This is a genomic window from Thioclava arctica, from assembly GCF_040892615.1.
Classification (GTDB): Bacteria; Pseudomonadota; Alphaproteobacteria; order Rhodobacterales; family Rhodobacteraceae; genus Thioclava; species Thioclava arctica.
Window position 1 is genome coordinate 179898 of sequence record NZ_JBFRYC010000003.1, and the last position, 25925, is coordinate 205822.

26 protein-coding genes are annotated in these 25925 nt (G+C 58.8%); 19 read left to right on the forward strand and 7 right to left on the reverse strand.

What is annotated here, in order from left to right:
- The first annotated feature begins 30 nt into the window (after positions 1-30).
- The 8 genes from AB4874_RS06445 to mtgA all read left to right on the forward strand — a co-directional run bounded on the left by AB4874_RS06445 (position 31) and on the right by mtgA (position 10895).
- Positions 31-831: an undecaprenyl-diphosphate phosphatase gene (locus AB4874_RS06445; RefSeq protein WP_295530751.1), complete on the forward strand. Its 801-nt coding sequence runs from the start codon at positions 31-33 to the stop codon at positions 829-831.
- Between the two features lie 216 nt (positions 832-1047).
- Positions 1048-2481, forward strand: coding sequence for an NAD(P)-dependent oxidoreductase (locus tag AB4874_RS06450; protein ID WP_295530748.1), 1434 nt, complete (start codon positions 1048-1050; stop codon positions 2479-2481).
- Between the two features lie 39 nt (positions 2482-2520).
- Complete coding sequence (locus tag AB4874_RS06455; protein WP_368391362.1) at positions 2521-3231, forward strand: hypothetical protein; 711 nt, start codon at positions 2521-2523, stop codon at positions 3229-3231.
- Positions 3228-3908 carry a hypothetical protein gene (locus AB4874_RS06460; RefSeq protein ID WP_368391363.1) on the forward strand — a complete coding sequence of 227 codons (681 nt, stop codon included), beginning with the start codon at positions 3228-3230 and terminating at the stop codon, positions 3906-3908. The genes AB4874_RS06455 and AB4874_RS06460 overlap by 4 nt, the downstream gene beginning before the upstream one ends.
- Complete coding sequence (gltB, locus tag AB4874_RS06465) at positions 3895-8430, forward strand: glutamate synthase large subunit (RefSeq protein WP_368391364.1); 4536 nt, start codon at positions 3895-3897, stop codon at positions 8428-8430. The genes AB4874_RS06460 and gltB overlap by 14 nt, the downstream gene beginning before the upstream one ends.
- A gap of 85 nt (positions 8431-8515) precedes the next feature.
- On the forward strand, positions 8516-9100 hold the full coding sequence (locus tag AB4874_RS06470) for a DUF1269 domain-containing protein (RefSeq protein WP_368391365.1): 585 nt from the start codon (positions 8516-8518) through the stop codon (positions 9098-9100).
- A 174-nt stretch (positions 9101-9274) separates the two neighbouring features.
- Positions 9275-10120 carry a Hint domain-containing protein gene (locus tag AB4874_RS06475; RefSeq protein ID WP_368391366.1) on the forward strand — a complete coding sequence of 282 codons (846 nt, stop codon included), beginning with the start codon at positions 9275-9277 and terminating at the stop codon, positions 10118-10120.
- Between the two features lie 31 nt (positions 10121-10151).
- A complete protein-coding gene (mtgA, locus tag AB4874_RS06480; RefSeq protein ID WP_438273447.1) occupies positions 10152-10895 on the forward strand; it encodes a monofunctional biosynthetic peptidoglycan transglycosylase in 744 nt (247 codons plus the stop codon).
- On the opposite strand, the gene AB4874_RS06485 is transcribed toward mtgA, so the two are convergent.
- Genes AB4874_RS06485 through AB4874_RS06500 form a run of 4 tightly spaced genes read right to left on the reverse strand, consistent with a single transcriptional unit; the run spans position 10896 to position 14691 of the window.
- Complete coding sequence (locus AB4874_RS06485; protein ID WP_368391368.1) at positions 10896-11465, reverse strand: DUF3833 domain-containing protein; 570 nt, start codon at positions 11463-11465, stop codon at positions 10896-10898. It lies immediately after the preceding gene.
- A 3-nt stretch (positions 11466-11468) separates the two neighbouring features.
- Entirely contained in the window at positions 11469-12632 is a 1164-nt protein-coding gene (locus AB4874_RS06490; protein ID WP_368391635.1) for a class I SAM-dependent methyltransferase, read from the reverse strand.
- A 2-nt stretch (positions 12633-12634) separates the two neighbouring features.
- Positions 12635-13384 (reverse strand): DUF1365 domain-containing protein, encoded by a 750-nt coding sequence (locus AB4874_RS06495; RefSeq protein ID WP_368391369.1) that lies wholly within the window; start codon positions 13382-13384, stop codon positions 12635-12637.
- Positions 13381-14691, reverse strand: a complete 1311-nt coding sequence (locus AB4874_RS06500; RefSeq protein ID WP_368391370.1) for an NAD(P)/FAD-dependent oxidoreductase — start codon at positions 14689-14691, stop codon at positions 13381-13383. The genes AB4874_RS06495 and AB4874_RS06500 overlap by 4 nt, the downstream gene beginning before the upstream one ends.
- Before the next feature lie 189 nt (positions 14692-14880).
- Between AB4874_RS06500 and AB4874_RS06505 the strand changes: the two genes are divergently transcribed.
- A complete protein-coding gene (locus tag AB4874_RS06505; RefSeq protein WP_368391371.1) occupies positions 14881-15468 on the forward strand; it encodes a sigma-70 family RNA polymerase sigma factor in 588 nt (195 codons plus the stop codon).
- Positions 15465-16103, forward strand: coding sequence for a ChrR family anti-sigma-E factor (locus tag AB4874_RS06510; RefSeq protein ID WP_368391372.1), 639 nt, complete (start codon positions 15465-15467; stop codon positions 16101-16103). The genes AB4874_RS06505 and AB4874_RS06510 overlap by 4 nt, the downstream gene beginning before the upstream one ends.
- 335 nt (positions 16104-16438) lie before the next feature.
- Here the strand turns inward: AB4874_RS06510 and AB4874_RS06515 are convergent, their stop codons facing one another.
- A complete protein-coding gene (locus AB4874_RS06515; protein ID WP_295530703.1) occupies positions 16439-16639 on the reverse strand; it encodes a hypothetical protein in 201 nt (66 codons plus the stop codon).
- A 154-nt stretch (positions 16640-16793) separates the two neighbouring features.
- Between AB4874_RS06515 and AB4874_RS06520 the strand changes: the two genes are divergently transcribed.
- The 9 genes from AB4874_RS06520 (at position 16794) to AB4874_RS06560 (ending at position 22763) form a co-directional block, all read left to right on the forward strand.
- A complete protein-coding gene (locus tag AB4874_RS06520) occupies positions 16794-17600 on the forward strand; it encodes a transglutaminase-like domain-containing protein (protein ID WP_438273457.1) in 807 nt (268 codons plus the stop codon).
- Positions 17601-17682: 82 nt separating this feature from the next.
- Positions 17683-17820 carry a hypothetical protein gene (locus AB4874_RS06525; protein WP_295530697.1) on the forward strand — a complete coding sequence of 46 codons (138 nt, stop codon included), beginning with the start codon at positions 17683-17685 and terminating at the stop codon, positions 17818-17820.
- A 172-nt stretch (positions 17821-17992) separates the two neighbouring features.
- Positions 17993-18607 carry a ribonuclease D gene (locus AB4874_RS06530; protein WP_295530693.1) on the forward strand — a complete coding sequence of 205 codons (615 nt, stop codon included), beginning with the start codon at positions 17993-17995 and terminating at the stop codon, positions 18605-18607.
- Entirely contained in the window at positions 18588-19544 is a 957-nt protein-coding gene (locus AB4874_RS06535; protein ID WP_368391374.1) for a KpsF/GutQ family sugar-phosphate isomerase, read from the forward strand. The genes AB4874_RS06530 and AB4874_RS06535 overlap by 20 nt, the downstream gene beginning before the upstream one ends.
- Positions 19544-20146 (forward strand): hypothetical protein, encoded by a 603-nt coding sequence (locus AB4874_RS06540; protein WP_295530687.1) that lies wholly within the window; start codon positions 19544-19546, stop codon positions 20144-20146. The genes AB4874_RS06535 and AB4874_RS06540 overlap by 1 nt, the downstream gene beginning before the upstream one ends.
- A gap of 7 nt (positions 20147-20153) precedes the next feature.
- Positions 20154-20642 (forward strand): lipopolysaccharide transport periplasmic protein LptA, encoded by a 489-nt coding sequence (lptA, locus tag AB4874_RS06545; protein WP_368391375.1) that lies wholly within the window; start codon positions 20154-20156, stop codon positions 20640-20642.
- Positions 20642-21418 (forward strand): LPS export ABC transporter ATP-binding protein, encoded by a 777-nt coding sequence (gene lptB / locus AB4874_RS06550; RefSeq protein WP_295530681.1) that lies wholly within the window; start codon positions 20642-20644, stop codon positions 21416-21418. The genes lptA and lptB overlap by 1 nt, the downstream gene beginning before the upstream one ends.
- 266 nt (positions 21419-21684) lie before the next feature.
- A complete protein-coding gene (gene hpf, locus AB4874_RS06555) occupies positions 21685-22260 on the forward strand; it encodes a ribosome hibernation-promoting factor, HPF/YfiA family (RefSeq protein WP_295530678.1) in 576 nt (191 codons plus the stop codon).
- A 38-nt stretch (positions 22261-22298) separates the two neighbouring features.
- Positions 22299-22763 carry a PTS sugar transporter subunit IIA gene (locus tag AB4874_RS06560; protein ID WP_295531081.1) on the forward strand — a complete coding sequence of 155 codons (465 nt, stop codon included), beginning with the start codon at positions 22299-22301 and terminating at the stop codon, positions 22761-22763.
- Positions 22764-22812: 49 nt separating this feature from the next.
- Here the strand turns inward: AB4874_RS06560 and AB4874_RS06565 are convergent, their stop codons facing one another.
- Positions 22813-24216: a nodulation protein NodH gene (locus tag AB4874_RS06565; protein WP_368391376.1), complete on the reverse strand. Its 1404-nt coding sequence runs from the start codon at positions 24214-24216 to the stop codon at positions 22813-22815.
- A 4-nt stretch (positions 24217-24220) separates the two neighbouring features.
- On the reverse strand, positions 24221-25918 hold the full coding sequence (locus AB4874_RS06570) for a DUF5927 domain-containing protein (RefSeq protein WP_295530672.1): 1698 nt from the start codon (positions 25916-25918) through the stop codon (positions 24221-24223).
- Positions 25919-25925 lie beyond the last annotated feature (7 nt).

Consider the following 25925-nt stretch of genomic DNA (forward strand, 5'->3'; position numbering starts at 1 on the left):
ATCCTGATTCCTTAACAAAGGCCTCTGAGATTGACCTATTTCAACGACGTCCTGCTGGGCGTGATCGAAGGCATCACTGAATTCCTTCCGATTTCGAGCACCGGGCATTTGCTGCTTGCCGAACATTGGCTGGGCGCGCGGTCTGACACCTATAACATCGTCATTCAGGCGGGCGCTATTCTGGCCGTTACGCTGATTTATTGGCATCGGATCGTTGAGCTGCTTACCAACTGGCGTGAGCCTACGAACCGCGACTATCTGGCGAAGCTGAGCGTGGCTTTTCTGATCACCGCCGTGCTGGGCCTGATCGTTAAGAAGCTAGGATTTGAGCTGCCAACGACGATCCAGCCGATTGCCTGGGCGTTGGTGATCGGGGGTATCTGGATGATCGCGGCGGAACGTGTCGCCGAACACCAGTCCGACCGCAGTGTCATTCTGTGGCGCGTCGCGATTGCTGTCGGCTTGGCGCAGATCGTGGCGGGTGTCTTTCCCGGCACCTCGCGGTCTGCCGCGACGATTTTCGCAGCGATGCTGTTGGGTACGTCAAACCGTGGCGCTGCCACCGAATTTGCATTTCTCGTAGGCATTCCGACGATGTATGCGGCCAGCGGCTATGAACTGCTCAAGCAGTTTACCGGCGGCGCCGGCGTACAGGGGGAGAACTGGACGTCGATGAGCATCGCCTTTGTCGTTTCGACCGTGACGGCCTTTATCGCGGTGAAATGGCTTCTGGGATTCATCCAGACCCATCGCTTTACCGCTTTTGCGATTTATCGGATCCTCTTTGGCGGCTTGCTTCTGGGGATGTCTGCGGTCGGCTTTCTTGGCTAAGGCGAACGAATCAGCTTTTTGCGCTCCGGTCTGTCGTTAATTTTCACGCCATATTCGCAAAATGGTAAACAAAGCTGACCTAATTTGAGTGATTTTGCGCCGCCTTCGTCGCGCCAACCCGAAAAATATCGCAATTAGGTCAGCACCACTTACTTTTATTGCCGCGCGAAGCGGTGTAGCAATGCGCACCCAAGGTTCACTCAGGGAGGCGCCGACATGGCCAAGCAACCGATGCTCAAGTTCGTCAAAACGGCGAAGGAGATGCCTCAGAAGCGTGACGCAGATGTCCGCTCCCACGACTTTGGCGAAATTTATCGCGAATTCGCAGCCGAGAAAGCCGCCGAGCAGGCCAGTCGGTGCAGCCAATGCGGCGTGCCCTATTGCCAGTCGCATTGCCCGTTGCACAACAATATCCCCGATTGGCTGCGCCTGACCGCTGAGGGCCGCTTGCAAGAAGCCTATGAGCTGAGCCAAGCCACCAACACTTTCCCCGAAATATGTGGCCGCATCTGTCCGCAAGATCGCCTGTGCGAAGGCAATTGCGTGATCGAGCAATCCGGTCACGGCACGGTCACCATCGGCGCGGTCGAGAAATACATCACCGACACTGCCTTTGATATGGGCTGGGTCAAACCGATCAAACCAATGAGCGATCGCGCTGAATCCGTGGCCATTATCGGCGCGGGGCCGGGCGGCTTGGCGGCGGCAGATGTGCTACGCCGCGCGGGCGTGCAGGTCACGGTCTATGACCGTTATGACCGCGCGGGCGGATTGCTGACCTACGGCATCCCCGGCTTCAAGCTGGAAAAAGACATCGTCATGCAGCGCGTCAAACAACTTGAAGAGGGCGGCGTCGAGTTTGTGATGAACTGCAATGTCGGCACGGATATTTCCTTTGATGCGATCCGGGGCAAGCATGACGCTGTTCTGATCGCTGCGGGTGTCTATAAAACGCGCGAGTTGACCGATCCGGGCGCGGATGCGTCAGGCATCGTGCGCGCGATTGATTTCCTGACGGCGTCGAACAAGAAAAGCTTTGGCGACGAGGTGCCCGAGTTCGAAAACGGCACGCTGAACGCCGAGGGCAAGCGCGTCGTGGTTATCGGTGGTGGCGACACCGCGATGGACTGCGTGCGCACGGCGATCCGTCAGGGTGCGACATCGGTGAAATGTCTCTATCGTCGCGACCGTGCCAACATGCCCGGCAGCCAGCGCGAAGTGCAAAACGCCGAAGAAGAAGGCGTGGAATTTGTCTGGCTTGCAGCACCTGCAGGTTTTGCCGGCAATCCGGTGGCTTCGGTCTCGGTGCAACAGATGCGTCTGGGCGCACCCGATGCCTCGGGGCGTCAAACCCCCGAAAAGATCGAAGGCGGAATCTATGACGAGCCTGCCGATCTGGTGATCAAGGCGCTTGGGTTTGAGCCGGAAAACCTGCCCGAGCAATGGGACACGGCCGAGCTGGAAACCACCCGTTGGGGCACCGTCAAGGCCGAGTTTGGCACGCATGCTACCTCGATCCCCGGCGTTTACGCGGTGGGCGATATCGTGCGCGGCGCGAGCCTTGTGGTTTGGGCGATCCGTGATGGGCGCGAGGCGGGCGATGAAATCCTGCGCTACCTCGAAAACGTAGCGGCGGTCGCGGCGCAGTAGTGCCACCGAAGCGACAGGGCCAAAAGGGCAGACACAAAGATGAACTTGGCGGCATTCTTTCAGGCAATCTGTGGAGGGCTTTTCGCAGCCCTCCCGGCCTATGCTGCCAATTTCATCCCTCCCAAGGGCTGTGAGGTCTATTTGACCGCGCAACTGCACAACTGCCAAGTCGCCAATTACTACACCTGTTCTTCTGATCCTGCGGGCGATCAATGGGTTTCCTATGCCGATGGCAAAGGGGCCTATTTCCTAAGCCATATCGACAGTGAAACCCGCTGGATCGAGGCCCAATCACTCGAAACCGGCGAGATTGACAGGCTCGATCAGGGCGCATCGAAAGACAACGCCTCGTACAGCACGCTTTTGGCGTCAGGGCGCGATGATTATGATTTCATCACGCGCAACAATTTCGCGCAGACCCAGCGCTTTGTTGGCGCCGATACGTTGACGGGGGAATCCGTCACCATCGATGGTGTGCCGCTGGAAAAATGCAGCTTTGAACTCAGCGAATATGACGCCCAGAACCGAAAGCTGTCGACCCGCAGTGGCGTGCAATATGTCAGCCGGAAATATCGCATTTTTCTAAGTGGGCCGGAGCGTTTCGAAAATGCCGCGGGCGAGTCGCAATCCTATGACGACAGCCCGGCGCGGTTTGATTTTCCGGGCGATCCGGGTTTTTCAAGCGAGACGCCCGAATATGATTGCGACATGATGATGACGGGGTTTTCCCCCGCGGGCGGGCGCGGATGATTGCGCTGGAACACCTTGCGGCACCAAAACCGTTGCACATCCACTTTGCGCGCATGGCGACCAGCATCGGGCGCAGCAATGTGCCGTTTATTGCCGATGCCAGTCGAAGCTGGATGAACGTCCCCGAGCTTGCCGATGCCATTCAACGTATCGTCGAAGAGACCGCCGAACAGGTTGCTGCGGGCGACATTGTTGCGATCGGCAATTCGATGGGGGGCTCTGAGGCGATCATGCTGGCGAGTGTGACGCCGGCAAACCGTGTGCTCGCCATCGTGCCGCAATATTCGGTCCGCCCCGATATGATGTCCGAGGAACCCCGCTGGACGTTCTTGCGCGACCGGATCGTGGAACGGCCCTATCCGAAGGTGCCTGTTCTGCGTGATCGCGAATGTGTGGTCACGCTGCTGTATGGCGGCATGCAGGACGAATGGATGCATGCCTCGCGCTTTCCCGAGGATGCGGGCTATCGCCATTACCTCTTTCCCGAGCGTCGCCATACTTTGGCGCGTTCATTGCACAAACAGGGTCTATTGCGCCCAATCGTGCAAGCCATCATCGAAGGGCGCCCGAGCGGCGCTCAAAAGGCCATCGAGGCGGCGGGCGGCATGCTGCGCGCCGAATTTGAAGCCGCTGGTTTAACGCTTTCTCCGAAGGAGGCCGGACATGACGAAATATGATGAAGCCTGGGTTGCAGCTCAGGAAGCCAAACGCCAGTGGATGAATGAAAATTCTCTGTGGAAAGAAGAGGATGAAAAATCTTCTTGTGGCGTCGGTCTGGTGGTTGCCATCGACGGCAAGGCAAGCCGCAGGGTCGTGGAAAACGGCATTGATGCACTGAAAGCGATCTGGCACCGCGGCGCGGTTGATGCCGATGGCAAGACCGGTGACGGCGCAGGCATCCATGTGCAAATCCCCGCCCCGTTCTTTTACGACCAGATCCGGCGCACCGGCCATGAGCCCGACATGGAAAAGATGGTCGCTGTCGGTCAGGTCTTTTTGCCGCGCACCGATTTTGGCGCGCAGGAACGCTGCCGCACGATCGTGGAATCCGAAGTGCTGCGGATGGGCCATTACATTTATGGCTGGCGCCACGTTCCGGTAAATACCGGCGTTCTGGGGGAAAAGGCCAACTCGACGCGCCCCGAGATCGAGCAGATCTTGATCCGCAACGACAAGGATATCGACGACGAGCAGTTCGAGCGCGAGCTTTACATCATCCGCCGCCGGATCGAAAAAGCCGCCGTCGCTGCACAGATTGCCGGGCTTTATATCTGCTCGCTGTCCTGCCGCTCGATTATCTACAAGGGCATGATGCTGGCCGAGCAAGTGGCCGAGTTCTATCCCGATCTGAAAGACGAGCGGTTTGAATCGGCTTTCGCGATCTATCACCAGCGGTATTCCACGAACACCTTCCCGCAATGGTGGCTGGCGCAACCCTTCCGGATGTTGGCCCATAACGGCGAGATCAATACGATCAAGGGCAACATCAACTGGATGAAAAGCCACGAGATCCGCATGGCCAGCTCTGCCTTTGGCGACAGCGCCGAGGATATCAAGCCGATCATCCCGGCGGGTGCGTCGGATTCCGGTGCGCTGGATGCGGTGTTTGAATTGATGGTGCGCTCGGGCCGCTCGGCACCGATGGTCAAGACCATGCTGGTGCCCGAACCGTGGTCGAATGACGAGGCGATGCCGCAGGCGCTGCAAGATATGTATGCCTATTCCAACGCCGTGATCGAGCCTTGGGATGGTCCCGCCGCCTTGGCGATGACCGATGGCCGCTGGGTCTGTGGCGGTCTGGATCGCAACGGTTTGCGTCCGCTGCGCTATGTCATCACCGGCGATGGCGTGCTGATTGCAGGGTCCGAGGCCGGGATGGTGCCGATTGACGAGTCGATGGTTGTCGAGAAAGGCGCGCTTGGCCCGGGGCAGATGATTGCGGTCGATATGGCCAATGGCAAACTCTACCATGACGCCGAGTTGAAGGACAAACTGGCCCATGCACAGCCCTTCTCGGAATGGGTCAGCAAGGTCACCGATCTGAACGAGCAATTGCGGGACGTGCCCGAAGCCCCGAAATTCGAGGGTGCCGAGCTGCGCAAACGCCAGATCGCTGCGGGCTATTCGGTCGAAGAGATCGAACAGATCCTCGCGCCGATGGCCGAAGACGGCAAAGAGGCGATTGCCTCGATGGGCGATGATACGCCCCCCGCAGTGCTGTCCAAGCAATACCGCCCGCTCAGCCATTTCTTCCGGCAAAACTTTAGCCAAGTCACCAATCCGCCGATCGACTCCTTGCGCGAAAGCCGGGTGATGAGCCTGAAAACGCGGTTCGGCAACCTTAAGAACGTGCTTGATGAGGATAGCTCACAAACCGAGATTTGGCTGCTCGACAGCCCGTTCCTGGCGAATTCCGAATTCGACGCAATGCTCACGCAATTTGGCGAGCAGGTCACCGTGATCGACTGCACCTTCCCCGCAGGTGCCGATCAGGAGGCGCTGCATGACGGGCTGACCCGCATTCGCGCCGAGGCCGAAGACGCCGTGCGCTCGGGTGCGCTGCATCTGGTGCTCAGCGATGAGGCGCAAGACGCCGACAAAGTCGCGATGCCGATGATCTTGGCGACCAGCGCCGTTCATAGCTGGCTGACCAAGAAAGGCCTGCGCACGTTCTGCTCGATCAATGTGCGCGCCGCTGAATGTATCGACCCGCATTACTTTGCGGTGCTGATCGGGTCTGGTGCGACCACGGTGAACGCCTATCTGGCTGAGGATACGATTGCAGACCGGATCACGCGCGGCCTCGTTGAAGGTAGCCTTGTCGATGCGATGCGCCGTTATCGCGATGCGATCAATTCGGGCTTGCTCAAGATCATGTCGAAGATGGGCATTTCGGTGCTGTCCTCGTATCGCGGCGGTCTCAACTTTGAGGCAGTCGGCCTGAGCCGGGCGATGGTCGCGGAGTATTTCCCCGGCATGCACTCGCGCATTTCCGGCATCGGTCTGCACGGCATTCAGCACAAGCTGGAAGAAGTGCATGCGAAGGGCTGGAAAGGCGGGCAGGATGTGCTGCCAATCGGCGGTCTGTATAAAGCGCGTCGCACCGGTGAAACCCATGCTTGGGGCGCGCAGACGATGCATATGCTGCAAACGGCGTGCAACCGGGCCAGCTATGATCTGTGGAAGCAGTATTCCGCGATGATGCGGGCCAACCCGCCGATCCATATCCGCGACATGCTGGATATCAAATCGCTGGGCAAACCGGTGCCAATCGAAGAGGTGGAAAGCATCACCTCGATCCGCAAGCGCTTCGTGACGCCGGGGATGTCGCTGGGGGCGCTCTCGCCCGAGGCGCATAAACTTCTCAACGTGGCGATGAACCGGATCGGTGCGAAATCTGACTCCGGTGAAGGTGGCGAAGATCCGGCACATTTCGTGCCCGAACCCAATGGCGACAACCCCAGCGCCAAGATCAAGCAGGTGGCCTCGGGGCGCTTCGGTGTGACCGCCGAATACCTCAACCATTGCGAAGAGCTGGAAATCAAGGTCGCGCAAGGTGCGAAACCCGGCGAGGGTGGTCAGCTTCCGGGCATGAAGGTCACCGACCTGATCGCGCGGCTGCGGCACTCGACCAAGGGCGTGACGCTGATCTCGCCGCCGCCGCACCACGATATCTACTCGATCGAAGACCTCGCGCAGCTGATCTACGATCTCAAGCAGATCAACCCGCGCTGTAAGGTGACGGTCAAGCTGGTGGCCTCGTCGGGCGTTGGCACGATTGCCGCTGGTGTGGCCAAGGCCAAAGCCGACGTGATCCTGATTTCGGGTCATAACGGCGGCACGGGGGCCTCGCCCGCGACCTCGATCAAATATGCCGGTCTGCCGTGGGAAATGGGCCTGACCGAGGCGCATCAGGTTCTCGCGATGAACAACCTGCGCGAACGCGTCACCCTGCGCACCGATGGCGGTTTGCGCACGGGGCGGGATATCGTGATGGCGGCGATGATGGGGGCCGAGGAATACGGCATCGGCACTGCTGCGCTGATCGCGATGGGCTGCATCATGGTGCGCCAGTGCCAGTCCAACACCTGCCCGGTGGGCGTGTGTACGCAAGACCCGGAACTGCGCGCCAAGTTCACCGGCACGGCGGACAAGGTCGTGAACCTCATCACCTTCTATGCGCAGGAAGTGCGCGAGTTGCTGGCCTCGATTGGCGCGCGCAGCTTGGACGAGGTGATCGGGCGCGCAGATCTGCTGACGCAGGTCAGCCGTGGCTCGGCGCATCTGGATGACCTTGACCTTAACCCACTGCTGATCACCGTCGATGGCTGGGACAAGATCGTTTACGACCGTTCCAAGCCGCGCAACTGGGTGCCCGATACGCTGGATGCCGAGATTATCCGCGACGGAGCGCGCTTCTTCGAAGAAGGCGAGAAGATGCAGCTGAGCTATGCGGTGCGCAATACGCTGCGCACCATCGGCACGCGGGCTTCAAGCCATATCGTCAAGAATTTCGGGATGCGCAACGCGTTGCAGCCCGACCATCTGACGGTGAAGCTGACCGGATCGTGCGGTCAGTCGCTGGGCGCGTTTGCGGCGCCAGGTCTCAAGATCGAGGTCTCGGGTGATGCCAATGACTATGTCGGAAAGGGTCTGTCGGGGGGCACCATCATCGTGCGCCCGCCAATGATTAGCCCGCTGGTGGCCTCGGAAAACACCATCATCGGTAATACGGTGCTCTATGGTGCGACCGACGGGTATCTGTTTGCCGCAGGGCGCGCGGGCGAACGCTTTGGCGTGCGCAACTCGGGCGCCAAGGTGGTGATCGAGGGTTGCGGATCGAACGGCTGTGAATACATGACCGGCGGTGTCGCGGTAATCCTTGGCTCTATCGGGCCGAATTTCGGCGCGGGGATGACTGGCGGCATGGCCTATCTCTATGATCCCGATGGTGTGGCCGAGGATCTGATGAACCTCGAAAGCCTTGCGACCTGTGGCTTGGGTCATCCCCATTGGGAGGCCCAACTCAAAGGACTGATCGAGCGGCACGCGGCCGAGACGGGTTCGCGCAAGGCGTCCGATATCTTGCAGCATTGGCAGAGCGAGCGGGCCAACTTCTTGCAGGTTTGCCCGAAAGAGATGCTCGTCAACCTGTCTCATCCGCTTTCGGATGAGCCTCAGGCGATGCCGGCGGAGTAAGGGAACCCTTCAGCCAACAAGACGTTTTAAAGGGGCGGGGCCATCGGTCTCGCCCTTTTTTCGTGTTTGCCTTGGAGGGGCCGCGATGTCCGAATTGCTTGTGATTTCCTGTGCCGACGAAGACGCCGCGCTGGATCTGCGCGACACGCTACAAGACTTGCGTAAGCAGGGATTATTTCGCGCCGAGGATATTGTGGTGGTCACGCGCGAGACCAATGGCGCTGTTTACCTGCTGCAACTGACGAACACCACCGCGATGGGTGCGATTGGTGGGGCAGTTTGGGGCGGCGTTCTTGGCTTGGTCTTCTTGTCCCCGGTGATCGGGGCCGCGATTGGGGCTGGCACTGGCGCAATTGCCGGGCATGCCACCGATCTTGGTCTGAATGATTCCTTCTTGCGTGATGCGGGCAAACATTTGCCAAAAGACGGCGCTGCGGTCTTTTTATTAATTCCAAAGGCCGGGGCCGCGCCGCTGATGGCCCAGCTCAAGACCTTGGGTCATACCGATGCGCAGGTGCTGCGGTCTGATTTGCATCCCGATTTCCGCGACCGGCTTGAGACTGCGCTGATCACTGGCGGGGCCGCAACCTTTGACGGCGAAGAGGTCACCGAAGGGGCATCCGGGGCAGCGAAACATGTCGTTGGCGGCTCGCTCCTTTCAGGAAGCTAAGAGGAATAGTTAACGACCAATCGGGAATATGATCACGTCGCCTCATTTATGCCGCAATTTACAGCTTTTTTGGAAACAATAAGAGCAGACTAAAAACAGGCGCCCAACGTGGCTACATATTACGACCAGTTTTATCATATGGACCCGGGAAACCCCCCGGCCGCGGGGACAGCCTTGTCGCCCGAGACGTTGTCGTTGACCGATGGGAATAACGACAATTATATTTCGACGACTTGGCGTGACCGGGTTGATGGGCAGCGCGTGGATGATGTCTGGCGCGGTGATACGATCACATTGGCCGATGCGAACGGCAACGAGTTCACGATCACTGGCGACACGTTTTACCTGCGCAACGGCGATCGTGTGTTTACGCCGAGCGATGGTTCGATCCTTCATAACGCGACCTTTGTCAGCTCGACCTATGTCACCACCTCAACACAGCTTCCGGTCGGAGACCTTGGGCCAGAGTGTTTTGTCGCTGGCAGCCTGATCGACACACCGAATGGCGCGGTTCCAGTCGAATGGCTGCGCGCAGGCGACGAGGTCTTGACCCGCGATGACGGCGCGCAACCGATCCTATGGGCCGGTGGGCGGCACGTTGTGGGCCTCGGGAACTACGCCCCGGTGCGGTTTGAAACCGGCGCGATCGGCAATCTGCGTCCACTTCTTGTGTCCCAACAGCACCGCATGCTGATCGAGGGATGGCGCGCCGAGCTTGCCTGCGGCAACCCCGAAGTTCTGGTGGCCGCCAAGCATCTGGTCAATGGCCATAGCATTCGCATCGTGCCCACACAGCGTCTGTACTATGTGCATTTGCTGCTGGACGCCCATCACGTTCTCAACGCCGAGGGCGCGCCCTGCGAAAGCCTTTTCCCCGGCCAGATGATTCTGGATGAAGATCGCACCATTCACGATGAAATCCGCAAGGCTTGGGCCAAGCGCCATCCTGAGCCAATCGAAGCTATGGTAACCGCGCGACAAGTCGCGCGTGGTGCAGAGGTTTCGCTTTTGGCGGCTTGACCACCCCCGTGCGGGCGTGACTTATACCTGCATGGCGAGAACAAAAAAATCGAGAAAAAAGACCCGCCGGGGCAGCGCAACTCCGGGTCTTATCGCAGGCATGACGGCTCCGTTTCGGCTCATCCTTAAGTGGTTGGGCCGAGCCGCATTGGTGGTGATTGCAATCTATCTGGCCCTGATCGTGGTCTTTGCCTTTATCAATCCGCCCACCGATTACTACATGTGGTCTGAACGTCACCGCCTTGGCGCGGTCGATCAGCAATGGGTCCCGATAGAGGATATCGCCCCGGTCATGGCGCGCTCGGTCGTGGCTGCGGAAGATGCGAATTTCTGCAACCATTGGGGTTTTGACATGCATGCGATCCGCGAGGCGCTTGATGATGGCGCCAATCGCGGCGCGTCTACGATCTCTCAGCAGGTCGTGAAAAACGTCTTTCTTTGGCAGGGCCGCAGTTGGATTCGTAAAGCGATGGAGGCGGCTTTGACCCCCGCCGTCGAAGCCGTTTGGTCCAAGCGGCGCATTCTTGAGGTCTATCTCAATGTCGCGGAATTCGACGAGGGTGCGTTCGGCGTTGATGCCGCCGCGTTTCGGTATTTCCGCACCTCGCCAGATAAGCTAAGCGCCCGCCAAGCGGCTCTGATTGCCGCGGTTCTCCCTGATCCCAAGGGGCGCTCGGCAGCGAAACCGTCGGCTTTCATGCAACGTCGTGCGAGGGCGATTATCGACGGCGCAGCGACGATCAAGAACGATGGTCGCGCCGCCTGTTTTGAGTGATCACTCCGCAGGCTGGTTCTCAGGAACACGGCGCATCACGGCGAACAATTCCGCGACCTTGATCCCGAATTTGCGCATCTGCGAGCGGTTCAGCAGCGTGCCGTCAGGCATCTGATAGATCCAGTCGGTTACATCCAGCACATGCCCGCCTGCATCTTCGGGCAGTCGCAGCCTGTAATGCATCTCAAGCGCATTGCCGCGTTGTTCCATGCTCGCGATGCCTTCGATGTCATCGGCGGTCGAGCTGATCGTGCCATCCTCGGCGAATTTTATCTTCCAGGCGCGGCTTTGAGTGCGCCCAGAAGCATAGTCGAATTCCTCATTGATCACGCCGCCATCATTGGTGAAGCTCCCGACCATCATCGCGCGAAACCGCGAGGTCACCCGACCGGTTGGCCCGTAAATCATACCATGCGCCTCAACCGGCCCGTCAAAGGCCTGGCGAATATCGAAACGCGGTGTGTCACTGGCGTAATCGGAAAGGCGCTGCGCCGGAAAGCTGAGAAAGACGTGCCGGATCAGCACCGCTGCCAAAATCAAAACGGCAATCGCCAAGAGTATCTTGATCATCGTTCACGCCCTCGCATGTACAAGTTGGACCTGAACCACATCCGTGTGGTTGACTGCGAATGCTGCCGCGCAGGCCTCGAGATAATAAAGCCAACCGCGCAGGAAATCGGGGCCATAGCCCATCTGCGAGGCCCGCCCTGCCCGCTCCCGAAGACGCTCGGCCCATTGCCGGCAGGTCTCGGCATAATCCTGACCAAAGCCAAAGCTTTCCTTGACCATCAGCCCCGCCCGGGCCGCTTGATCGCGGATCACGCTATCGGACAGCAACATCCCACCGGGGAAAGTATATTGGCGGATGAAGTCAGACGTTTTGCGATAGGTCGGAAAGTAGGAATCAGAGACTGTTATAGCCTGAATCATCGCTGTTCCACCCTCGGATAAGCGTTGTTTGAGGGTTTCGAAATAGGTCGGCCAATAACGCTCCCCCACTGCCTCGATCATCTCAATCGACACGATATGATCGAATTTTCCGGGGGTGCGGCGATAGTCTTGCAGTCGAATTTCGGCGCGGCCATCTAGGCGCGCATCGGCATACCCTTTTTGGCTGGGCGAGATCGTGATCCCCGTGACATTCCGCCCCTGCTCGGCCGCGCGCTCTGCGAAATGGCCCCAACCACAGCCGATTTCCAGCACACGCTCGCCCTCGCCCAGCGTATCGAGAATGCGGTCGAGCTTGCGATTTTGCGCGCGGTGCAGGTCGCGATCACCCGGCGCAAACAGCGCTGAGGAATAACTCATCCCCTCATCAAGCCAGATTTGGTAAAACTCGTTTCCAACATCGTAATGCGCCCGGATATTGCGCGATGACCCGCGCAAGGAATTGGCCCGCATCAACCGGTCGATGATCTTGAAACGCAGGTTCGACCAGAACCCGGCATAGGCGTAGCTATCCGCTATCGAAAGATTTTTCAGCGCAAGCGTCAACAGGCCCTCGATCGAAGGCGTGTCCCACATTCCCGCGACATAGGCCTCTCCCAGACCGACATCGCCGCGCGCGGCCATCATCAGAACCGCCTGCCAATCGCGAATGATCATCTCGGCATGCGGCGCGCCGCGCCCGAAATGACGTGTCTCGCCGTCTGGCAGGCGCAGGCTGAGCGTGCCGTGTTCAATCTTTTCGCAGGTATCCAAGAATTCCTTGCGGATTCTGTTGGTGACGAAAGGCATCATCAGGAGATCTCCTCATTCGGGGGGGCCGGATGCGGGCGATAGACCGCCCCTTTGAGTTTCAGGCGCAGCGCTTGCCAATGGATCAGCGCGATCGTGCGGATCGGGGTCAGCGGGCGGCGCAAGGCAATGCCGATCAAATCGCGAGAGCGCAGCGGTCGGCGCGTGGTGACGAGCGTTGCAACCACTCCCTCGCCACCGTTCTCATGCGCGATGCGAATGCGGATCGTGTCATCGGTGATGTTGAACCGAAACTGATAGTTACCCGCGATGTCCTGAAACGGCGAGACATGAAAAACCTTGCGGCTATGCAGCACAGTTGTCGCCGTAATAGGGTCGAAATTTGGCGTTGCGCAGAGGTAAGAGTGACGGTCGCCAAAAGTGTTGTTCACCTCGGCTATTACTGCGCGCAACTGGTTTTGCGCGTCGAAGGACAGCCAGAAATTCACCGGGTTAAACACAGCACCAAAGATGCGCGGCTGGGTTAACAGGCGTATGGCATATGGATCGGGCGCACCAGCCTCGGCCAGCTTACGACGCGCCCATTTTGCCCCCTCGCCCTGCCCGCGCACGCCTCCGTAGTCACGATCGCGCAGCACCGCCAGATTGTGACCTTTGCGCGAAAACAAGCGCGGCCAAGGGCCGTCGGAATCTGGGTCAATCAACACATAGTCGACATGGTAGCGGAAGCTGTGAGCAATCGCGCCGCGCCGTGCGTGGCCAGTGTAACCAGGGCAAAACTCGGCGTTCATGCGGGCACCGCCTCAAGCGCGGGTTGGGTCAACGCGCCGCAGCTGATGCCACGCGCCACCCGCACCGCCGAAGCAAAGCCGTCTTCATGAAAACCATGACGCAGCCATGCACCTGCATACCACGTTCTGTTCAAACCCTGAATTTCCTGTATCTCGCCTTGAGCCCGCAAGGCTGCGCGGTCAAAGACCGGGTGCCAGAATACCTCGTGATCATAGATCGTTTCTTGCGCGATCTCGGCCTCGGGGTTGAGCGTGACGAAAAGCGGGTCGTCTTGGGGAATGTTTTGCAGCTTGTTCATCCAATAGGTAACGCCCAAGCGCGTCTCGGTTTGATTTTGCGAGGCTTGATAAGTCCAACTTGACCAACAAGCCCGCCGCCTCGGCATCTGCCGAATGTCGCGATGCAGAAAAACGTCATTTGGCTGATAGCGAATTGCGCTAAGCGCCGCTTTCTCCTGCGCCGTCGGTTGCGCCAAGATACGCAAGGCCTGATCGGAATGCGTCGCGATGATCACCTGATCAAATGTCTCTGGAAGGCAGTTTTGCGCCGTAATAGTGACGTTATTTGCACGACGCTGCACAGAGGTGACGGGCGTTCCAGGCCGGAACGCCACACCCCTCAGGCGCAAAGCAGCCTCCAGTCGACGGACATATTCGATCGAGCCGCCAGAAACGGTCCACCATTGGTGTTGCCCTGTGGCCGACAACAGCGCGTGGTTTTCAAAGAAACGCATCAGGCTGCGGGCGGGAAACGCGCCGATCTCGACGGCGGGCGTGGACCAGATCGCTCCGCAAATCGGCAGCAGATAATAGCGGCGAAACCAGTCGCCCATTTGCAGCCCATCCATCAGCGCATCGATTGTCATGTCATCGGTCTGCGCCATCTCAACGGCGCGGGCGTTGAACTTAGCAATATCGGCGACCATCCGATAAAATCCGGGCCGCGCAAGATTGCGCTTTTGCGCCACCAGACCGCGCAAATCGCGCAGCGCGTATTCGATTCGGCCCTGATCGATGCTGACACCAAAGCTCATGTCGGAGCGTTCCACCGGCACATCAAGCTCTGCGAACATCCGCGTCAGATGGGGATAATTGGCGTAGTTGAACACGATAAATCCTGTATCGACGGGCTGATCGCCCCGCCGACCCGCATAGATCGTGCGCGAGTGGCCACCCAATCGGGCTTCGGCTTCGTAAATCGTTACTTGGTTATGCGGTGCAAGCTGCCATGCAGCCGCCAACCCGGAAATGCCCGATCCGATGATGGCGATGCGCTGTGCGCTCGGATGCGGTGCGTCGAAGGACATATCAAAACTCCCAATCACTTGAAGCGATAACGCCCGGTACTAGGCTTTGGATCAGAAGTTTTTTCGCCAAAGGGTGATCCGGGTGATAAAACGATCCGTAGTCTTGTCATGTTTAACACGATGACCATAGGCTCCGATCTGAAATCGCCGCTGCCGCAAGGCATGTGGCCGGGGCATTCTGGGAAGAATATGAACGACAGCGTCGCGTCGAGCGAACAGAGATCTGAAGGTTGCGAGCAGACGGAATGGTTGGTGGCCGTCCGCGATCACCGCGATAAGGCGGCCTTTGGGCGGCTGTATGATCATTTCACGCCACGCCTGAAAGGAATGCTGATTCGTTCGGGCATGTCTGGAGCGGCAGCAGAGGATGTCGTGCAGGACGTGATGCTGACGATCTGGCGCAAGGCCGATCTATATGATGAGAGCCGGGCGCGTGCATCCGCCTGGATTTATCGAATCGCGCGCAATCGCCAGATTGACGTGATCAGACGGCGCCCGCGCCCGGTGCCCGATGAAATGGTCATCGAGGCAGAAAGCCGCGAATCCCATGATGCGGACGCGGCGGTCTCCTTAGAGCAAGAGGCCGTGCAACTGCGTGAGGCGCTTGCGACGCTGCCAAAATCGCAGCGCGACATTATTGAGCGCGCCTATGTTGGCGAGCTGACACAGGCGGAAATACGTGAGGCCACCGGCCTTGCCTTGGGAACAATTAAGTCACGAATTCGGCTCGCACTGGAGAAGTTACGGCACGAATTGAGAGATCTGAGGGACGAATGAAAGAGATTACGCATCATCTTCCAGAATGGCTGGTCCGGTCGTATGCCGCCGGAAGCCTTGGTCATGCGTTTTCGTTGGTTGTGGCGACGCATGTCAGCCAATGCGACGAATGCCGGGCACGACTTGAAGCCGAGGAATTGGTGGGCGGCGTCGTGCTGGAAACGCTTGAGGCTGTCGAGGCCTCAGACGATCTGCGCGCGCGTGTCTTTGACGGGCTTGACGAGATTGTCGCCCCTGCACCCCCCGCACCGCAGAAGGCTGGCATCTATCCCGGTGCGCTGATCGCCGAGATGGGCTCGGACACGCCGCGCTGGCGGTCCTTGGGCGGCGGCATTCGTCAGGCGATCCTAAGTGCGGACAAAGAGGGGTCGGCGCGTCTGCTTTACATCCCACCGGGAATGGCCGTGCCCGATCACAGCCATACCGGGCTGGAATTGACGCTGGTGCTGCAAGGTTCGTTCAGTGACGAAACGGGCGAGTATGGCGTGGGCGATGTCGAAGTGGCCGAGGATGATCTTGATCACACCCCGATTGCTGGCATGGGCGAGGCTTGTATTTGTCTGGCGGCTACAAGCGCGCCATTGAAATTCAACGGTCTTCTGCCCCGCTTGTTACAGCCGATCTTTCGGATCTGACGCCTTCCCAAGTGCATCTTTGAAAGACCCGCCAGACAGACATGTCGCGGCGGGTCTTTTCGTTTCACAGCGATCGGCACAGTCTGCGCCAAAGACGTGGCCGATTTCTTTTGGCTTTGCTCTCGTATTTTTTCGCGAAACGCATATATTACGCTTAAGCAAAGTTGACCCCCGGCAATCGTTTTATTGACCAGATCGAGAAATCTCTTTGCGATTTTGACTTGTGCCAGTCGACTGGCTACGACCCGACAACCTTGATTTCGAAACAGATTTGGAAGTGCTCCGCGCTGTGCGTGCGGGGCTATGGCTGGTTTTGTTGATAGGCGCGGGCAGGCTCAGACTTCACGACCGCCATCCGCATCGCCATGGGCATTTTCGGCTTTGCATGAGAAAGGAAACTGCAAGATGACCAGTTCCGAGTCCGCAAGCCTTAAATCAGGCAAAACACCCGGTCCCACCACCAAGCGTGGTGTCAAACCTACCGCAAAGCGCTCTGAAATTCCCGAAAGCACGGTTATTCCGCCCAGCCGATCCATTTTTGACAGCTCATATGCGCCCGAAGGGGCTGAGCGGCGCAAGGCATGGTCGCGTCTGGATGCAAAGAAGCGATGAAATTGGTGCCGCGATCACATCTCTCTGCGCAGCTTGTGGCGCATGGCACAGATGAGGCGCGCCATGGGAGAGACTGATATGCGCATCCAACTTGGATGCCGGTTCCAGTTACACCTAGAGCAACCGACACCCATGATTGCGCTGCTGAACGTGCATTTTTCGCGCGCGAGCGATCTGGAATATCCCGACCGCATCGTTACCAATCCAGCTGTGCCGCTGACAGCCTATCGCGATGGGTTTGGCAATTGGTGCACCCGGCTTCTGGCCCCGGCTGGTGACTTCACGATCAGCACCGAAACCATCGTGCGAGATCCCGGCACCTGCGATTTGCGCCCACCCCAGAGCGCGCAAACCCCGGTTGAGTCGCTGCCAGATGATACGCTGCAATATCTTCTGGGCAGCCGCTATTGCGAGACCGATCTGATGTCGCCCGAGGCGTGGCGTTTGTTTCAAAATAGCCCGCCCGGTGCAGCACGCGTTCAGGCGATCTGTGATTTCGTGCACAACCATATCCGCTTTGACTACCTGCAGGCGCGTGCCACCCGCAGCGCCGCGCAAGCCTATGACGAAGCGCGCGGCGTGTGCCGTGACTACGCCCATCTTGCGATCACCTTCTGTCGCTGCATGAACATCCCGGCGCGCTATTGCACGGGCTATCTGGGCGATATCGGCATGCCTCCCCCCTACGCATCCGGCGATTTCGCAGCGTGGATGGAGGTCTGGCTTGACGGCGCGTGGTGGGTATTTGACCCGCGCAACAATGTCCCGCGGATTGGGCGCGTGCTGATGGCGCGTGGTCGTGATGCGGCGGATGTACCCCTGATCCACAGTTTCGGATCGAATGTTCTGACGGGGTTCGAGGTCTGGACTGACCAGATCGTCTGATACCATGCGCCGGGGCGTGACGCCTGCCCGGAAAGACGACCCGTCCCCTTCCGGAACGGGCGCATCAACAGGAGTGACAGACATGGCCAAGGGAAGAAGCAAAGGCAATAAAGAAGTCAAGAAGCCGAAACAGACCAAACCGGCCGTTTCGAAAACGAGCGATCTGTTTAGCAAAGGGCTTCAACCGGGATCTGGACTCGGCGAGAAGAAAAAGACCTAAACAGCCTTGCCGCTGCGCGTTTCGGACCAAGCTATGACCTTGTGTCATCGCCACTCCGAAGCGCGCTTGGCACCCTGTGCGAAATGGTGCGGCTACGCAGATCACCTCGCGCGTTGGCAAGGCGGTCACAAAGAGCTTATATGCTTGTCAGGACGACCAAAAAGGACAAGCTGTGGCGATCCATCTGCACGAGAACGACCTGCCCGAAGGGCTTGATCTGGGGCCGGTCGTGGCCGTTGATACCGAAACGATGGGGCTTGACCCGCGCCGGGACCGACTGTGCCTGGTGCAGCTGTCCTCGGGGGATGGCAGCGCCCATCTGGTCAAGATTGCCAAGGGGCAAACCGAGGCACCGCGTTTATGCGCGTTGCTGGCCGATCCCCACACTGAAAAGCTGTTTCATTTTGCGCGCTTCGATCTGGCCGCTTTGTTCAATGCCTTTGGCGTTGTGACCCAGCCGATATTTTGCACCAAGATCGCCTCGAAAATGGTGCGCAGCTACACCGATCGCCACGGACTCAAGCAGTTGCTACAAGAGTTAGTTGGAGTCGATATATCCAAGCAACAGCAAAGCTCGGATTGGGGTGCAGCGACACTAAGTACGGCACAAAAAGACTACGCGGCGAGCGATGTTTTATATCTGCACAAGCTGCGCGAGGAGTTGGAACGCCGCCTGATCCGCGAAGATCGCCGCGCGCTGGCGCAATCCTGTTTCGATTTTCTGCCCGCGCGGGCGCAGCTTGATTTGCTAGGATGGGGAGAGCCCAATGACATCTTCCACCACTGATTACAGCGCAACGGCGCGCCGGGTGATCGCGATTGAAATCGCGGGCATGTCGGCACTGGCCGACAGCCTGAACGGCGAATTTTCCCGCGCGGTCGAGATGATCTTGGCCACCAAGGGTCGCGTGATCGTTTCGGGCATGGGGAAATCGGGCCATATCGGGCGCAAAATTGCGGCCACGCTCGCCTCTACCGGGACGCCTGCGCATTTCGTGCATCCTGCCGAGGCAAGCCATGGTGATCTGGGCATGATCACACCGACCGATCTGGCGCTGGTGCTGTCCAATTCCGGCGAAACCCCTGAATTGGCCGATCTGATCGCGCATACGCGGCGGTTTTCGATCCCGATGATCGGGGTGGCCAGTCGGCCAGAGTCGACGCTGCTGAAACAGGCCGATCTGGCGCTGGTGCTGCCGCAAGCCGAAGAGGCCTGTGGCACGGGCGTGGTGCCCACCACCTCGACGACGATGACGCTGGCGCTGGGGGATGCCTTGGCGGTGGCGCTGATGGAGCATCGTCATTTTACCGCAGAACATTTCCGCACCTTCCATCCCGGCGGCAAGCTGGGGGCGCGCCTTGCCAAGGTGTCGGACCTGATGCACACCGATCTGCCGCTGGTGCCCGAAGCCACGCCGATGTCTGAGGCACTACTGGTGATGAGCCAGAAGGGCTTTGGCGTGATCGGTGCGCTGGATGCGCAAGGTCGCCTTAGCGGCATCGTCACCGACGGCGATTTGCGCCGCCATATGGATGGTCTGTTGCAACATACGGTGGCCGAGGTAATGACTGCTAAGCCGCGCACAATCACGCCCGAGCAACTTGCCGAGGCCGCCGTGGCGCAGATGAATGACCGCAAGATCACCAGCCTATTTGTGGTTCAAGATGATCGGCCCGTTGGGTTCATCCAGATCCATGATTGTTTGCGTGCCGGGATCGTCTGATGGACTATGACAACCGCCATTCGCAGCTTGTGGGTTGGGCCAAGGTCGCCCTGCCTCTGGTTGCGCTGATGCTGTTGTCGACTCTGTTCTTGTTTTCAAATCGGATCGACCCGAGTGCGGCCATTCCCTACGCGCAGGTCGATGTGGAAAAGCTTGCACGTGATTCCGCGCTGACGCGGCCTGAATTTTCAGGTGTGACACAAGACGGCGCGACTCTGTCTGTGACAGCGCAGCTTGCGCGCCCCGAACCCGAGAACGGGGGCGGTGCCTCTGCGCAACAGCTTATTGCCAAGCTGACCGCAAAGAACGGGCTCGTCACTGATCTGAGCGCGCAACAGGGTCGCTTTGCCACCGCAGCGGGTGAAATTACCTTGCAAGGCTCGGTCGCGATGCAAACCTCGCAGGGCTATCATCTGACGTCTGAATTGATCACGATGCAGACCAATCGCGGCAAGATTGTCTCGCCGGGGGCGGTTCATGGCGCTGCGCCGTTTGGCACGCTGGATGCTGGGTCGATGACGATGACAACGCTTGCGAATGGCGGCGGGCATGATCTGGATTTCAACAAGGGTGTGAAGCTGATATATCAGCCAAAGCAATGAGGGTGTGATGCGAAGCCTTGCGAGTTTTCTTATCTTGAGTGCGTTCCTGCTGATCCCCGCGATCACGCAGGCCCAACAGGTCACCTTCGGCGGCATCCGTGCCGATACCAAGGCCCCGGTTGAAATCACTGCGGACAAGCTCAACGTCAATCAGGAAAGCGGTAAGGCCGTTTTCAGTGGCAATGTTCTGGTTGGCCAAGGCACAATGCGCCTCAAGGCGGAGCAGGTTGAAGTGCAATATGCCAAAGGGGATCGCACGAAAATCTCGCAGCTTGTCGCCACCGGTGGCGTCACGCTGGTCTCAGAAACCGAGGCAGCAGAGGCGCAGCAAGCCGTCTATGATGTGCCCGCAGGCACCGTGGTTCTGACGGGCAACGTCTTGTTGACGCAAGGCGAGAACGTGATGTCTGGCAATTGGCTGAACGTCGACCTGCGCACCGGCTCAGGGCAAATGGACGGGCGCGTGCGCACGATCCTCAAACCCGGAACAAAATAATGAATGCCCAAATTGACAATCAACACGAGCCGGTGCTCGCGCATGAGAGCACCGAGGGTCTGCATGTGCGAGGCCTGCGCAAAAGCTATCGCCGCCGCCCGGTGATTCGCGATGTTTCGCTGGATGTGTCGCGTGGCGAGGTGGTGGCGCTGTTGGGGCCGAACGGCTCTGGCAAGACGACGTGTTTTTACAATATCGCCGGGTTGATCCGCCCCGATGCGGGTCAGGTGATGCTGGATGGCCGCGATGTCACTGGCCTGCCGATGTATCGCCGCGCCCGGCTGGGCATTGGGTATCTGCCTCAGGAAGCCTCTATTTTTCGCGGGCTGACGGTCGAACAAAACATCATGGCGGTGTTGGAAATCGCGGTCTCTGACCCGCATGGTCGGCGCGAGAGGCTTGAAGAGTTGCTCGGCGATTTTTCGATCGGGCATCTGCGTCAGGCCCCGGCGATCGCCCTGTCAGGCGGTGAGCGGCGGCGCTGTGAAATTGCGCGCTGTCTGGCCGCTGATCCGAAATATCTGCTGCTGGATGAGCCTTTCGCCGGCGTCGACCCGATCGCGGTATCAGAAATCCGCGCTTTGGTGTCGCAACTGAAAGATCGTGGTATCGGGGTGTTGATTACCGATCATAACGTGCGCGAAACGCTCGAAATTGTGGAACGCGCTTATATTTTGCATGACGGAAAGGTGTTGATGTCGGGCACGACCGAGGAAGTCGTGCAGGATGAAAATGTGCGCCGGGTCTATCTTGGGCAGAATTTCCGCATTCTTTGACCCCGGCGTGAGCGAACCTAACCACCACTTTGCAGGTCACCCGTTGACAGCCCGCCCCATCCATCCCCAAATATACTTACATGCGTGATTGTCGCCCCCATCTCCTGCGCACGTCCGCCGAGCCCAACTCGGCCAGCGTCCGCCTTTGGCCTAAGCGCCAGACAGAGGGGGGAATGATCTGCATTTTCCTTAGGGAAATTAACCGGCTCGCAACTTGTCCGTGTCACGGTCAAGCGGCGTGGCCCAATGCGTGAAGGAGAAAATCCATGCGGTACCAGATCACTGGCAAGCAAATCGATATTGGCGAGGCGCTGCAATCTCATGTCAAATCCGAACTGGGCGAGACGGTCGACAAATATATGCAGCGACCCACGGACGCGACGATCACCTTCTCGAAGAACGCACATGAATTCATTTGTGAATCCACCGTGCACCTGTCCACCGGACTGACCGCATCGGCCAAAGGCCACGCGAACGAAATCTATGCCGCGTTTGACAGCTGCCGCGAAAAGATGGGGAAACAACTGCGTCGCCATAAACGTCGGCTCAAGGATCACCACCGCGATCGGATCGAACCGGTTGAATTCGGGGCGGCAGGGATGTATGTGCTCGCGGCAGAGCAGGAAGACGAGTCGGGCGAAGCCGCCAATGTGGCGCCAGTGATCGTAGCAGAGATGGAGACAAAGGTGCCCACTCTCTCGGTCGGCGAGGCAGTGATGCAGATGGAGCTTTCCGATGCATCCATGCTTGTTTTCCGAAATGAAAAACACGGTGGGGTCAATGTCGTGCATCGTCGCGACGACGGCAATGTCGGCTGGATAGACCCGCGCAACAGCAAATGAGCGCCTCCAACGAAGAAGGCGCGGAAAAGACGGGATATATGGATCTTTCGAGGTTGCTCAAACCTGGCGCCGTCAAGGTGCTGTCCAATGTAACGAGCAAGAAGCGCCTTTTTCAGGATCTCGGCGATATCGCGGCGGCGGGCTATGGGCTCGACGCTGCGCAGACCGTCGATGCCCTGCAGGAACGCGAAAGCCTTGGGCCGACCGGTGTCGGTCACGGGGTAGCGTTGCCGCATGCACGGCTTGATGCCCTGGACGAGGTCGTTGGCGTGTTCTTGCGGCTCGAAAAGCCGCTTGATTTCGACGCGGTGGATCGCCTTCCAGTGGATCTGGTCTTTGCCCTGTTTGCGCCCAAGGATTCGGGCGTGGAACATCTCAAAGCCTTGGCTTTGGTCTCACGCACGATGCGGGACCCGGAAACCTGCGAGAAGCTGCGCGCAAATTCCGACCCGTCAGCGCTGCATGCCGTTCTGACTGAGGCGCAGGGCCGCCAGGCTGCCTGAGCGGAACCAGACACCGAAAACACAGCGCGCCCTTCACGGGCGCGCTTTTTTAATCGGCCCGTTTCCAATCGCCGAACCCAAATTGCATGAAATCGCGCGGATAGCATTCGCGCGCGGCCGCTTCGAGATCGGGCGTCCAATACTCCGCCAGTTTCACCGCAGCCACATCGCCATCCGTGGGGTCGAATTCAGGCGCATTCTCAATCCCCACGCTTTGTGCGAGATAGGCCAGATCCAGAGCCATTCGGTCTTCGCGCACCAAGAGATCGGGCAGCGCGAACTGCGCCAAACCCTGTAGTAGCGCTGATTGCGTCGCCCAAAGTGCATTCACGGGCAAGCTTGTCTGATTGGCGATATTGGCCTTGAGCCAGCCAAGGAACCCGATCAGCGCTTCGCCGTGGCGACCTGCCTCTAGCGTCTGACCTTCATCCGGGATCGCCAGCTTGTAGCTTTTGCGCAAAACCGCGCGGGTTTCGAACATGGAGTCCCATTCCAGCACGGCGGCAAAGGCCAGATGCGCGCGCATCAACGGATGGCGCAGCACGGTGAAACTGCGATGGCCACTATGGCGCCGCTTCCATTGGCGCAGCGTCTTTTGTGAGAAACCCTCTTCCAAGCCGCCGATCTTGCCCATCCAAGCCCGGATCGACGCATCCAACGCCGGGCGCATCGGCATATACAAAAGCCCAGCCTCTTTGCAGGCGATGAAACCGGGCACACCGGGGCCGCGACGGGGTTCGAAATTCGGGGTGCGCGACAGGTTGAACCGATCGAGCCGCGCCAGCGACGCTTCCATGCCCGGAAAATTCGAGACCTTCGCCTCAAGCGGTTCCGGGTTTTGCACTTTCAATGAATCGGGCATCGCCGAAAGCCGCGCCTCGACGCCCAACCACTCCGCCAAGCCGTTGATAATTTCGACGGATTGCGCGTCTTCATAGTCGATATAGAACGCGGTCTGACCGGATTTTTGCAGTGCATTCATCAGCTGGATCTGAAAGCTTTGCAACTGCTCGAGATGCTCTTCAAACTCGGCAGCCTCAAAGCGCGCCTTGCCCGGTTTGCGGTGCTTGGCATCGCCCAGCTTCCATTGCCCCGTCGCCTTGGCAATCTTGAGGCTGACATAGCTTTCGATAGGGTTTCGCGTCAGCACCACCTTGGCGCATTTCGGATCGTCCAGAAATTTTGAGAGCATGCGCGGATCATGGTCATGGAAATAGCGACAGCCGTTCAACCCGTCTCCTTGTTTGATGGCTTTCCACAACACCATCGGGTCGGAATCGCGCAGGGTTTGGGTGACGCCCAGTAGATCCTTGCGATTGGGATAGCCGATCAGCACCGGGTTAAACGCCTCGCCATGGCAGGTCACGCCCGGCAGCGCATTCAGCGCGGCCTCTAGCAAATTAGAGCCGGTGCGCATCTCCGCAAAGATCACGAATGTTTCGAATTTTGCCATGGGCTCACTTCACCAGATAGGGGCGGCCGCGCCGCGTCGCGGTTTGGCGCGCGCCCTCATCCAAGGGGAAATCGCCCATCACCAGCGGCTGCATCCCCTGATTTTTGAGGTTTTGCAGGAACTGCCCGAAGCCAGCGAGATCCACCATCTGAGGCGCTTCGGTCAGGCGACGGGTGCTGCGGGGCGAAATCTCATCGATGATGGTTTGCAACGGCTCCATCGGGTTTTCGATGAATTCCGCGATCGACCAGATCCGCACCCGCGCCTTCACATACATCGAACGCAGAATTTCCAGATGATCCAGTTCACGTTTTTGCAGTCGCGCAGCCTCGCGCCGGATGGTTGCAAAATTTTCGTTCATCCGCGACAGCGGCAGCGCCCAGGCGCCGCTAATCACCGAGATCTGCGCGTTCGGGTCGGTCGCAGTGAACCAGTTATTGTCTTGGTTGTCGCGTGGGCTAGACATGAAACACTGCCGCTCGCCGCGCGAATTCCAGATCACATTCGTCAAGAAAGCCCGCGCATTATAGTCGCGCAACACCGCGCTATCGGTCAGGCAGCCGTTGAACATCTCTTCGCCACCTGCAAACTCCGCACGCTCTGGCGCGAACAGATGGCCATGTACCCGCGCCCCGACATATTTCGCCAGCCAACCGTCAAAATTTTCAAACAGGTCAGAAAAGCCGTGAAAGATCGAATAGGGCGCCGAGGTCTTGCCGTTTTCGTGGTCCTTCTTGGGAAAGCGGCTTTGCATATACAAGCCGGGCCGCCCTTTGGTGCGCCGCTCAATCGATTTTGAGAACAGCCGGTCAATCTTGGCCGGGTTGGGTTCGGCCATCACCGAACTACCATTTCCGGGCGCAAGGAAGGTGGAATACAGCCGCTCTGCCTTGGGCCATATCTTGCGTGCGACGAAGCAATCCGAGCGGCGCAGAAGCTGCAAGTGGTCGTCGTAGAAAATATGCGGTTTGCCCTGAAAGTCGAACTTGGTCAGCGTCAAAGAGCGGCTCTCTACCGAGGTCGCATAGAGCCGAGTCAGTGTCTGAAAATAGCTTTCATCGGGGATCCAGACGCGTTTGAAATAGCGGTCATACAGATCCCGATCCGGGTCTTGCAAAATCGCGCTCAGCGTTTGGCGCGTCAGGCACCACCATTGGCTGCCCAGATGCGGCACCAACCCATGCGGAATCCGGCGCTTGAATCCGACGCGGCGTTGAAACTCGACATAGCGATCAAACAATCGACGCTGTTTCTTCCACGAGAAAGGAAAGCGCAGGGTGAACCGCTCGATATCGATGCCACCGACGGTCCAACCGACCTCGGTCGTGGTCACGCTTTCGATGAAATCGGTATAGGGGCGCGCGGCAAGATAATCAGTTAATTCGCTGAGCGGGCGCAAGGGCAGACACGAACCAGACGCCAGATAAACGTGGCGCACCTCGCGGTGGCGATCCAGCATCTGCTCGGCTGCGGATTGGGCGGCGGCCACCAAGGACCAGGTGCCCCATTCGCATTTATAGCGGCGCGAGAACGAGACGTCTTCAAGATCGGCAAGGCTGCGCCCTAGCGCAGAGTAGTCATGTTCACTCACGCGCGCATCGACATGAATCACCACCGGCGCACCACTGGTTGCCCAATAGCGCGCGACCTGGGCTGCACGATCCAGCGCCGTGTGACACATCATGATGAAACCGACAGTCACCTGCCCT